This window comes from Dapis brunnea BLCC-M229 (assembly GCF_050015995.1).
Lineage (GTDB): Bacteria > Cyanobacteriota > Cyanobacteriia > Cyanobacteriales > Microcoleaceae > Trichodesmium.
This window is the reverse complement of the sequence record NZ_JBNHEP010000262.1, coordinates 6,627-17,883: the sequence shown is the minus strand read 5'-3', so window position 1 is coordinate 17,883 and position 11,257 is coordinate 6,627. Positions and strand designations below refer to the sequence as shown.

The 11,257-nt window shown below is 34.1% G+C and carries 9 protein-coding genes and 1 pseudogene; 6 read left to right on the top strand and 4 right to left on the bottom strand.

Features of this window, described 5'->3' with window-relative positions:
• The 4 genes and pseudogenes from ACP6PM_RS30260 to ACP6PM_RS30245 all read left to right on the top strand — a co-directional run.
• Nucleotides 1–201 (top strand): annotated as a pseudogene (locus tag ACP6PM_RS30260) (hypothetical protein); the annotation flags it as partial.
• Between the two features lie 342 nt (nucleotides 202–543).
• Nucleotides 544–1,362 carry an ion transporter gene (locus ACP6PM_RS30255; protein ID WP_426590586.1) on the top strand — a complete coding sequence of 273 codons (819 nt, stop codon included), beginning with the start codon at nucleotides 544–546 and terminating at the stop codon, nucleotides 1,360–1,362.
• A gap of 290 nt (nucleotides 1,363–1,652) precedes the next feature.
• Nucleotides 1,653–2,966 carry a nucleoside recognition domain-containing protein gene (locus ACP6PM_RS30250; protein WP_426590585.1) on the top strand — a complete coding sequence of 438 codons (1,314 nt, stop codon included), beginning with the start codon at nucleotides 1,653–1,655 and terminating at the stop codon, nucleotides 2,964–2,966.
• Nucleotides 2,967–3,807: 841 nt separating this feature from the next.
• The gene (locus tag ACP6PM_RS30245; RefSeq protein WP_426590584.1) at nucleotides 3,808–4,770 is read left to right on the top strand and encodes an NAD(P)-dependent alcohol dehydrogenase; all 963 of its coding nucleotides are present in this window, start codon (nucleotides 3,808–3,810) and stop codon (nucleotides 4,768–4,770) included.
• 94 nt (nucleotides 4,771–4,864) lie between these two features.
• Here ACP6PM_RS30245 and ACP6PM_RS30240 read toward each other — a convergent pair whose 3' ends face one another.
• Nucleotides 4,865–4,993: a hypothetical protein gene (locus ACP6PM_RS30240; protein ID WP_426590583.1), complete on the bottom strand. Its 129-nt coding sequence runs from the start codon at nucleotides 4,991–4,993 to the stop codon at nucleotides 4,865–4,867.
• Nucleotides 4,994–5,237: 244 nt separating this feature from the next.
• Here ACP6PM_RS30240 and ACP6PM_RS30235 point away from each other — a divergent pair, with 244 nt between their 5' ends.
• Complete coding sequence (locus ACP6PM_RS30235; protein WP_426590582.1) at nucleotides 5,238–5,675, top strand: secondary thiamine-phosphate synthase enzyme YjbQ; 438 nt, start codon at nucleotides 5,238–5,240, stop codon at nucleotides 5,673–5,675.
• 881 nt (nucleotides 5,676–6,556) lie between these two features.
• On the opposite strand, the gene ACP6PM_RS30230 is transcribed toward ACP6PM_RS30235, so the two are convergent.
• From ACP6PM_RS30230 to ACP6PM_RS30220, 3 genes are all read right to left on the bottom strand, one after another.
• Entirely contained in the window at nucleotides 6,557–7,312 is a 756-nt protein-coding gene (locus tag ACP6PM_RS30230) for an SDR family oxidoreductase (RefSeq protein ID WP_426590581.1), read from the bottom strand.
• 220 nt (nucleotides 7,313–7,532) lie between these two features.
• Complete coding sequence (locus ACP6PM_RS30225) at nucleotides 7,533–8,297, bottom strand: SDR family oxidoreductase (protein ID WP_426590580.1); 765 nt, start codon at nucleotides 8,295–8,297, stop codon at nucleotides 7,533–7,535.
• A gap of 138 nt (nucleotides 8,298–8,435) precedes the next feature.
• Nucleotides 8,436–8,792, bottom strand: a complete 357-nt coding sequence (locus ACP6PM_RS30220; protein ID WP_426590579.1) for an RpiB/LacA/LacB family sugar-phosphate isomerase — start codon at nucleotides 8,790–8,792, stop codon at nucleotides 8,436–8,438.
• 716 nt (nucleotides 8,793–9,508) lie between these two features.
• Between ACP6PM_RS30220 and ACP6PM_RS30215 the strand changes: the two genes are divergently transcribed.
• Nucleotides 9,509–11,257 (top strand): DEAD/DEAH box helicase (locus ACP6PM_RS30215; RefSeq protein WP_426590578.1); only part of this gene is annotated, 1,749 nt, incomplete at its 3' end.

The following is an 11,257-nucleotide window of genomic DNA, read 5'->3' as shown; positions in this document are numbered from 1 at the left end:
CAAGAAAATTTGCCACTGCCAAAATTTATCACCCCGCTAAAATCTCAATACCTCAGACTAAACTATGACTCACATCACATCATAAATGACTATATAATTCTCGCCCAAAAATCAAACCACTTGCCAAACTATATAGAAAAAATCCTCTACAAAATCAAAGGTCGAATATGGGATATTACTCAATCAAAAAAACTTAGTTGAAAAGTGGCTAGAAGATTTAGCTTGAAAGTTGGAGTGTTTGAAAAATATTGTGGCAATAGGTATCAGAGACTCTACTCAAAACTTTCCAGACCTTGCCCAAGAAAATTTGCCACTGCCAAAATTTATCACCCCGCTAAAATCTCAATACCTTCGATTAAAATATGACTCACATCACATAATAAATGACTATATAATTCTCGACATAAAGATAAAAATAATTCTCAAACTTGTATAGCTAACAAAGAATTGGTTAAGACATAGACTTATGACAAATCTTAGACTAGGAAATGTTTTTCCACTGTTCCCTATTCCCTATTCCCTATTCCCTGGTATATAGAAAAAATGCTCCACAAAATCCAACGCCGAATATTTGAAATTATTGAGTTAGATAATCCTGGAGACTCCTACAGCAAAATCTTTAAAGTCTTCATCATCACATTAATTATCCTCAATATTATAACTGTGGTTATCTCCACAGTAGAAGATATTTATCAACAATATCAAACTTGGTTAGATAGCTTGGAATTAATATCAGTAATCATATTTACTATTGAATATATTTTGCGAGTTTGGTCATGCAAAGTTGCTTCTGGATATAAACATTCTATCTGGGGAAGAATCAGATTTATGCTCAAACCCTTAGTAATTATTGATTTAATTGCTATTTTGCCATTTTACTTACCTTTATTATTGCCAAACTTAATATTTACTCGTTCATTTCGGATATTTAGAATATTTAGGATATTCAAAATAACCAGATATTCAGACACGACAAAATTATTTGCTCAAGTCATTAAGTCAAAACAAGAAGAAATAGTAATTTCTCTATTTATAGGTGTAATTTTATTGGTAACTTCTGCCAGTCTAATGTACTTTGCTGAAAATGAAGCTCAACCAGAAAATTTTCCTCATATTCCTGCCGCTATGTGGTGGGGAATTGTTACTTTAACAACTGTCGGTTATGGAGATGTTTATCCTATTACTCCTTTAGGTAAATTTTTAGGAGCGATAGTTGCATTAATTGGAATTGGAATATTTGCTTTACCCACAGGTATAGTTGCTTCTGGTTTTACTGAAGAAATTCAAAAAAAAAGAGCTTTAAGTCAGCAAAAAAACTCTATAATTTGTCCTCATTGTGGTAGAAAGATAGATGAGGAATAGTTCATTAATGGATAATTGATAATTACCTCCCATTTTAGAGCTATGCTTTATAAACATCTTTCTTAACATAAAAATTGAATTATTTAATTATTAATTATTCGGTAATCTAGAGAGTAAGCATTCAGCTAGCTTTTATCTGTTTTATAAATGATAAATAATGAATATAAAATGCTAATGTCAAATATCAAGGCTATTTCAGTTAACAGATAATTAATAAATTATCGCACTATATAAATCAATTATTTTTCCCTATTCCCTATTCCCTACTCCCTACTCCCTATTCTCTAAAAATGAATCAATCACAAACATCACCTATTAATAGTATTTGGCTATTTATGATAATTTTAGCTACAGTCATAGCAGTATATAACGGTAGGATGATAGAAATAACTGAAGCATCATTTGAAGGTGCCAAAAATGCTGTTACTTTAGCTATTGGATTAATTGGTAGTATGGCATTATGGTTAGGCATAATTCAAGTAGTCGAGACAGCAGGAGGAATGAAAATAATTGCCCGTTTAATTTATTCTTTAATGGTCAAACTTTTTCCAGATATACCCCCATCTCACCCTGCTATGTCTGCCATTATTTTAAATATAGCTGCTAATGCTTTAGGATTAGGAAATGCTGCAACACCGATGGGTTTAAAAGCTATGGCAGAAATGGATAAATTCAATCTAGAAAAGGGAACTGCCACAGATGCAATGTGTTTATTTTTAGCAATTAATACCTCTTCAGTTACGATAATTCCTATTAGTGTGATAACTGTTCGAGCAAGTGCAGGTGTTACTAATCCAGGAGATATTATTTTACCTACAATTATCGCCACTTGTTGTTCTACAATTGCGGCTGTTGTAGCAGCAAAATTTTTTGCAAGTCGGCAACCAATGCCAAGTTTAAATCAATCAGTTACTCCAGAATATTTAGAGAAAAATGATTATCTTGACAGAGAAGAAAAAATCTCAAAGCTTACCCCACCATCCAAAATTGGCAAATTAGTTTTTGCCAGTTTAATTGGTAGTTTTTTAGGTGCAGTAATTTATCGCTTAAACCTCAGAGGTATACCCTATATTTTTAGTCTTGCTTTTTTCCAAAGTTTGTCTAATTGGTTATTGCCAATATTAATTTGTTCCTTTCTACTTTTCGGCTATTTCCGAGGAGTTAAAGTTTACGAAACAATGACCGAAGGAGCAAAAGCAGGATTTGAAGTTGCCGTCAGAGTCATTCCTTTTATGGTGGCAATTTTTGTAGCAATTGGAATGTTTAGAGCTAGTGGCGCACTAGATATTATGGCTGCAATTTTATCACCGATAACTAATTTAATCGGAATGCCAGCAGAAGCATTACCTATGGCATTAATTAGACCTTTATCTGGCAGTGGTGCTTTTGGCATTATGTCGGAAATAGTTACAAATGAACCATTAAGTTTTCTCTCCTATTTAGTATCAACAATGCAGGGTTCGACAGAAACAACTTTTTATGTATTAGCTGTTTATTTCGGCAGTGTTGGAATTAAAAAAACTCGATATGCTTTGCCTGCCGCTTTATTTGCTGATGTGGTAGGAATGTTAGTTTCTATTATAGTTTGTCGGATAATGTTTTGATAATTCAACTCAGAAAGTAGGTCTTGGGAAAAAAAGGCATTTCCACCAACCACAAAGTCTGAGTTGACTCTCCAAAACCTGATACTAATTTCCTCAAATGCAGAAACTACTTGTGAGATATTGCCTCTCAATTTACCTACTGCAAAAATTATAAAAACTAAATATGCTTTCCCTGCTACTCTATCTACTGATGTGGCAGGAATTTTTACTTCTGTGATAATTATTCGGATAATGTTTTGATAATTAAAGGCAGAAATTAGGTCTTGGGAAAAAAAGGAATTTTTGCTTCTGTGATAATTATTCGGATAATTTTTTGATAATTCAACTCAGAAAGTAGGTCTTGGAGAAAAAAGGAATTTCAAGCAAACAGTAAAGTCGGGTCTGACTCTCTGAAACTTGATACTAATTTCCTCAAATACAGAAACAAATTTTGAGATATTGCCTCTCAATTTACCTACTGCGAAAATTATAAAAACTAAATATGCTTTCCCTGCTACTCTATCTTGCGAAACCTGATACTAATTTCCTCAAATACAGAAACAAATTTTGAGATATTGCCTATTTATTTACCGAATCTGAAAATTATAAAACTTGGATATGTTTTGCCTACTGCTCTATGTGCTGATGTTTTGAGGATTAAAAAAAGAAAATTTATAACTATCTTTTATCCAAAAAACTACTCTTATTCCTCTTTATTGTTTATTATCTCTTCCCACTTTATACCCAGTTAAGTTATTCCCCATTACCTCTTCCCTATTTCCTATCATTGATAAGTATGTAACCGGACATGATATAATTTCTTAGTCTTATAATTGAATTCAAAATTGAACAGTAAAAATCCATGAAAGCAGTCACTATTAGTCGGTATGGTTCCACTGATGTTTTAGAATATTCAGAAATGGAAAAACCTCAAGTTACACCTAATCAATTATTAATCAAAATTAAAGCTACCAGTGTTAACCCTGTTGACTGGAAAATTAGACAAGGGGAACTACAATTATTATCCGGTTTTAACTTTCCTATTGTTTTAGGTTGTGACTTATCTGGAGTTGTATTAGAAGTAGGGGAAAAAGTAGAAAACTTTGAACCTGGAGATGAAATTTATACATTTATTAATCCATTAGTCGGAGGTGCTTATGCAGAATATATTGCTATACCTGCAAATACTGCTGCATTAAAACCAAAAAATATGAATTATTGCCAAGCAGCAGCAGTGCCAGTAGCAGGTTTAACTGCTTTTCAAGCATTACTTAATTTAGGTCAAATTAGACCAGGACAAAAAGTATTAATTAATGGTGCTTCTGGGGGAGTTGGAACTTTTGCAGTACAAATTGCAAAGGCAATGAAAACTGAAGTAATAGGTGTTTGTAGTAGTAAAAATATTACCTTAGTAGAAAGTTTAGGAGCAAACCGCGTTATTGATTATAATCAGATTGATTTTACCAAAGAATCTGAACAGTATGACATTATCTTTGATACTGTTGGGAAAGAAACTTTTTCTAGTTGTGAAAATGTATTAAAGTCAGAGGGAATTTATATTTCCACCCTACCAACTTTAGAAAATTTACCTTCTACTTTCATAACCTTATTTATGCCTGGTAAAAAATCTAAATTAGTTCTTGCTCAACCTAACCCCCGTGACTTAATTGCCATTCGAGAATTGATTGAAGATGGATTAGTTAAACCAATTATTGACCGAACATATAAATTAGTAGAAATAGCAGAAGCTCATGCTTATAGTGAAATGGGTCGCGCTGTTGGAAAAATTGTAATTAGTAACGAAGAAACAAGTTTAGTTGACTAAAAAATTTTCCATTATGAAAAAGTAGAGTATTCATCCCAATCTCAAATAAATTTAGTAGTTAGGTGGGCAAATATTTAGGGATTGATATTAAAGGTTAACAAATAGCATATTCAGATAATGAGCGATCTATAAATTTATTTGATTGACAGTAAGACAGCAACACCTGAGACTCCTTATACTTTTTCCTTTCTTTGCCTTTTTCCTCACTCACTCCTTTCGTCATTATTTATAAATGTTCAACCGAATATGATATATAGCAATTTCCGTCTCTAAGTGAGGTACAAAATTAGTTTGTTTGAGGGAGTAGGTAGGAACGTTGTATGCAACGTCCCTAGGTCATAGTAATTTGGGAAACAGGTATATAGAAAAGGATAAAAACAACTGTACCTCAGTAACTTGAGAAACGCTATAAGTAATATTTAACTACTCTATATATATTAGTAGTTTTGAGAAAATAGGATATTAATATGTTGATTAAAAATGAACTTCTAGAAATAGAAACTGCTCCAGGAATAGAAATATACAATATTACTCCCCAAGTTATTGATGTCTTAACTAAAACTGGCATAACCGATGGGCAGGTAATTGTATTTTCTAGGCACACAACTACCGCTTTAGCGATTAATGAAAATGAGGAAAGATTAATTGAAGACCTGAAAGTATACTTGAGAAAGTTAGCACCAGAATCTGACAAGTATCTCCATAATGATTTGCATCTGCGAGATGTTCCTCCCGATGAACCAATTAATGCTCATTCTCATCTTATGGCAATGACTTTAAATAATAGTGAGGTTATTCCTGTTGTGGAGGGAAAATTGGCTTTAGGAAGTTGGCAGTCAGTATTATTTTTTGAATTAGACGGACCTCGAAAAAGAAATGTATTAGTACAAGTTACTGGTAGATAAAATTTGATTGTATCAGTCTCTTACTCTCAGATAAGATAGCTGGTAAATTCAAACTTCAGAGTTCAAATTTTGCCGATAAAACCTAACCATAACTGGGGAATTATCAATTGAAGCTGGTAAATTTTCCCCATCAATATAAAAGTTAAATTATTTTCCTGAGAGTCTGACACTCCCCTCCACTTAATGGCAGATAAAATTTGATTGTATCAGTCTCTTACCCCCAGATAAGATAGCTGGCAAATTTCAACTTTAGACGGCAAATTTTACCTAGACAGCCTAACCATAACTTTGGAGTAATAAATTTATATAGGGTGAATTTTTCCATCCCAAGGGTATGAAACCCCACCCCATTTTTTTTCACTATATAGAAATATAAAACTCAAATTTAGTACCCAAAACTGACTTAAGAAGACAGAAAAACTAACTGCCTCATTTCAAAAGGAAATATAGAGGATATCACAATACCTGAAACACCTGTTTCTTAAAATGCCAGCTTTGGGTCTATATGAGCAAACCTTCTCCATTATACTTACAATACCATGTCAAGTTTTTTTAATCAAGCACTTTTTTGAAATTTCTCAATTAGTATAGAGGCGATCGCCCGATTCAAATTGGTTCCCATCCTTTATGCATAAATTATGAAAAATTATCAAAATTGGGTCTCCAAAGCAAAAAGGTTGAATCAGAAATTTTTTGCCCAGTTAAATGGTTAAATAATACCAAATCCGGTTATCATAAAGTACCTTTTTCACATTCTTCTCTAACTCTTCTGCCTTCTACCTTACCTTAGATAATAAAGCTTGTGTCTAAACCAGATTTAGTATAATTCCATCAAAATACCCTGCTAAAATACTCTAGTTTAAAGAGGGAATAAACTGCAACTATTGCACAGTATAACCACCATCTATTGTGAGGGAATGACCGATAATAAAACTAGCTGCATCGGAACATAACCAAACAACAGCATTAGCTATTTCTTCTGGTTTGCCAAAACGACCAATAGGTTGTGCTGCCTTAGCTTCACTCCGACCAATCTTAGATAAAATACGGTCAAGTAAATCTGTTTGAGTCGGACCAGGACAAACACTATTAATCCTAATACCTGCTGCTGCTTGTTCCAAAGCAATAGCTTTTGTTAATCCTATAACACCATGTTTACTAGCACAATAAATTGAAACATTAGGGCCACCTACCAATCCGAATCCGGAAGCATTATTTACTATTGCTCCTCCACCATTTTTTAACATTTCAGGAATTTGATATTTCATCGATAACCAAACTCCTTTAAGATTGGTATTAATAACCTGATTCCAATTTTCTTCAGTTTGTTCAATACTAGGTCCTAATATCCCTTCTGTACCTGCATTATTGAAGGCGTAATCTAAACGATTATAAGTATTAATTGTTTGATTAACTAAGTTTTCAACTTCAGTGGCTTGAGTAATATCTGTTTTGATAAATATAGCTTCACTGCCAATTTCTTTAATCATTACCACTGTTTCTTGACCTTCTTTTTCCATGCGATCGCCAATAACTACTTTGGCTCCTTTCTTAGCAAAAGCTACAGCGGTTGCTCTACCAATACCTGAACTTCCTCCAGTGACAACAGCAATTTTTCCCTCAAATTCGTTGCTCATAATTTATGCTTGTGTAAACAACATTAGATTTTACCAAAATTATCTTATCATTGCTAAGATAAAATTAGTTATTCTGCAAAAATAATCACTAATTATCAAAAATTTTTCTTCTATTGTCAAAAGGTCGAATCAGAGATTTTTTACCTGGTTCAATAGCTAAAAAAATCAATCAAAATTCTCTGATAAAATACTTTAGCTTAACCAGAGAATATAACTTCCACTATTGTACAGTATAACCACCATCTATTGTGAGGGAATGACCTGTAATAAAACTAGCCGCATCAGAACATAACCAAACAACGGCATTAGCTACTTCTTCTGGTTTGCCAATACGACCAATAGGATGTGCTGCTACAATTTGCGCTTTAGCTTCACTATCATCATCCTTGCCAAAAGCACGGTCAACCATATCTGTTTGAATTACACCAGGACAAACAGTATTAATCCTAATACCTGCTGTTGCTTGTTCCAAAGCAACAGCTTTTGTTAACCCTATTACACCATGTTTACTCGCACAGTAAATTGAAGCATTAGCTGCACCAATTAATCCCAACATAGAACCATTATTTACTATTGCTCCACGACCATTTTTTAACATTTGGGGAATTTGATATTTCATTGATAACCAAACTCCTTTAAGATTGGTATCAATGATATGATTCCAGTTTGATTCAGTTTGTTCAATACTAGGTCCGAATATTCCTTCTATACCTGCATTATTGAAGGCGTAATCTAAACGATTATAACTATTAATTGTTTGATTAACTAAGTTTTCAACTTCAGTAGCTTGAGTAATATCTGTTTTGACAAAGATAGCTTCGCTGCTAATTTCTTCAATCATTGCCACTGTTTCTTCACTTTCTTTTTTCCTACGACTAGCAATAACTATTTTGGCTCCTTTCTGAGCAAATGCTAAAGCGGTAGCTCTACCAATTCCAGAACTTCCTCCAGTGATTAGAGCAACTTTTCCTTCAAATTCTTTCATTTTATGATTAATTTTTAATTAATTTCCAAATTGTTTTTTTTCTATTTGAGCAATATCTTTCATAGATTTTTCCAACCACTCTTGAATATCAGGTTTCCATCCCTGTTGAAATTCAGTGGTTAACCAAACATCTACAATTTATTGAGCAACTAGGGTAGTAGTAACAAACCCACCTAGAGTTAAGACGTTAGAATTATTAATTGAACGTGATTTTTCGGCAGCAAAACTATTCTCACAAAATGCTGCATATACATGAGGATATTTGTTAGCAATAATAGCCATTCCCATACCTGTTCCACATACAAGTATTCCACGTTCTACTTGTTGACTTCCTACCATTTTTGAGACTTGAGCAGCTACTTGATAATAAGGTTTTTCTTCGGTAGAATTATTAACACCAATATCTTCTATTTCTATACCTTTATTTTGTAGATGCTGCTTGACTGCTTCCTTAAGGTCGAATCCATAGTAGTCCGATCCAATTGCTATTTTCATCCGTAAATTTTCTCCTGTTTAAGATAGAATAAATATCTCCAAAAATTCATTGAAAAACTTTAGTAATTCCTATGCTAAAACTGAGTTTATGGATATCTCTAATACTAATATCTGTACATTATAAATTTTTTTATGATGATGTACTAGCTTGCTCAATAAGTTGCTTAGAAAAACTATAAGTCTGAGAGACTGTTTGTAAAGGAAATATAAAAAGGATATAGGGAACAGGGAACAGGGAACAGGGAATAGGGAATAGGTATGGAGGGAGGAAGAAATCAAGACAACTATTTGTAAGTTAAAAATCTGGGAATATATGTACCTTTAAACCTCTGGTATCTAGGAAATTTCAATCTCTTGAAGTACTACCGCTTTTAGATTTTAGTCATTATTTGCTCTGTTAAGACTTATTTTACAAACAGTCTCTGAAAGATTGGGAAATTTATTATATAGCAATCTTATAATAGGTTGTAATATTTGATCATAAGAGTTTGGATACTAAACCCAAGCAAAAATTGGATTTAGTGACCAAACCCCTACAGTTTTTTTCACGAATCGTTTAGGATTGCTATAGCTGAATTCTGACAATAAAACAGGGATTAAGCGAGTTCTAGCTTCTAACTTTTAACTTCTGACTTCTAACTTCAAAAAACTTCTAACTTTTAACTTCTGACTTCTAACTTCTGACTTCTGAATTTGTCCCCTAATTAATTTTGCCAATGTCCTACTCTGTCCAAACACCCTCAAAACCTATCCTAGCTGAACCTGGGTCATCTTATCAAAATGTTTCCCCAGAGTCGCAAGAGTGGGTAGAAGTCTTGGTTGATGTCCCTTTCCAAACTTCAACAGATGATACTGAAGAGGAGGAAAAATTATTTACCTACAAAATACCTCCCGATTTGGATATTCAGCCTGGAGATATTTTAGTAGTACCATTTGGCAAACAACAAGTAGGAGCGATCGCTATCCGCAAAACTTCCCAACTACCAGAAGGTTTAAGTAGCGATCGCCTCAAAAATGTATCAGACATTATTACCAGAGGTTTTTTCCCTGCCACTTATTGGGAACTCCTGGAAAAAGTCGCCATTTATTATCAAACACCACTCATTAAAGTAATCCGCACTGCTTTACCACCAGGGTTACTCAAACGTAGTCAGCGACGCATCCGCATCATCAAAGCAGCAATACCAACAGGTGGAGAAATTTTCCTCAATGCTAATGCTCAAAAAATTCTGGAAATTCTGCAAAACTCCAAAACTAAAGACTACACCTGGCAATACATTCAACGTCAAGTCAAAAATGCTCAAAGAGGATTAAAAGATTTACTACAACGAGGTTGGGTAGAAAGTTATCTCGAACCCCCTTCCCCACCAAAACCCAAACTCAGACAAGCAGTTACTCTAGTTGCTCAAACCCCACCCAAAGATTTAACCCCACGTCAAAAAGAAGTGATGGAAGTGTTACGCCAAAGTGGAGGCGAAATGTGGTTAACAGAATTACTTAACACTTGCCAAACTACAACTTCTGTGGTAAAGAAACTAGAAGAAAAAGGCTATGCTGTCATTCAGGAACAGGAAGTATTACGGCGAGAACAAGGTAGAGGCGATACCAGAGATGAAATAAAAATACTTACACCCTACCAAACAGAAGCATTAACAACCATTACCCAGATTCAAGAATTTGCTCAAATATTGCTCCATGGAGTTACCGGATCTGGGAAAACAGAAATATATTTACAGGCGATCGCTCCTATCCTCGAAAATGGGAAATCTGCTCTCGTACTCGTTCCCGAAATTGGTCTAACTCCCCAACTTACCGATAGGTTTCGCGCTCGTTTTGGCAAAAAAGTCTATGTTTACCATAGCGCCTTATCTGCGGGAGAACGTTATGACACCTGGCGTAACATGACTTGGGGTATTCCGCAAATTATTATCGGTACTCGTTCTGCAATATTCGCACCGCTGCCAAAATTAGGTTTAATTGTTTTAGATGAAGAACATGATAACAGTTTCAAACAAGACCGCCCCGCCCCCTGTTATCACGCTCGCACCGTAGCGAAATGGCGAGCAGAATTGGAAAACTGCCCATTAATATTAGGTTCAGCAACTCCCTCTTTAGAAAGTTGGTTAGAAACAAGAACAAACCATCCAGAGAAACCAGGTTTATCTGAAAAAATTGATAGTTTGAATAATCAAGATAATCAACCCGGTTTCTTAGTTGATGAAAATGTTTCCCTGACGGAAAAACCAGGTTTATCTGAAAAAATTGATAGTTTGAATAATCAAGATAATCAACCCGGTTTCTTAGTTGATGAAAATGTTTCCCTGACGGAAAAACCAGGTTTATCTGAAAAAAATGATAGTTTGAATAATCAGGATAATCAACCCGATTTCTTAGTTGATGAAAATGTTTTCCTGACGGAAAAACCAGGTTTATCTGAAAAAAATGATAGTTTGAATAATCAGGAT

Excerpts from the sequence above, each read along its gene's own strand:
- ACP6PM_RS30245 (WP_426590584.1), top strand. The coding sequence starts at position 3,808 with ATGAAAGCAGTCACTATTAGTCGGTATGGTTCCACTGATGTTTTAGAA.
- ACP6PM_RS30220 (WP_426590579.1), bottom strand. The coding sequence starts at position 8,792 with ATGAAAATAGCAATTGGATCGGACTACTATGGATTCGACCTTAAGGAA.
- ACP6PM_RS30255 (WP_426590586.1), top strand. The coding sequence starts at position 544 with ATGCTCCACAAAATCCAACGCCGAATATTTGAAATTATTGAGTTAGAT.
- ACP6PM_RS30225 (WP_426590580.1), bottom strand. The coding sequence starts at position 8,297 with ATGAAAGAATTTGAAGGAAAAGTTGCTCTAATCACTGGAGGAAGTTCT.
- ACP6PM_RS30250 (WP_426590585.1), top strand. The coding sequence starts at position 1,653 with ATGAATCAATCACAAACATCACCTATTAATAGTATTTGGCTATTTATG.
- ACP6PM_RS30230 (WP_426590581.1), bottom strand. The coding sequence starts at position 7,312 with ATGAGCAACGAATTTGAGGGAAAAATTGCTGTTGTCACTGGAGGAAGT.
- ACP6PM_RS30235 (WP_426590582.1), top strand. The coding sequence starts at position 5,238 with ATGTTGATTAAAAATGAACTTCTAGAAATAGAAACTGCTCCAGGAATA.
- ACP6PM_RS30240 (WP_426590583.1), bottom strand. The coding sequence starts at position 4,993 with ATGACGAAAGGAGTGAGTGAGGAAAAAGGCAAAGAAAGGAAAAAGTAT.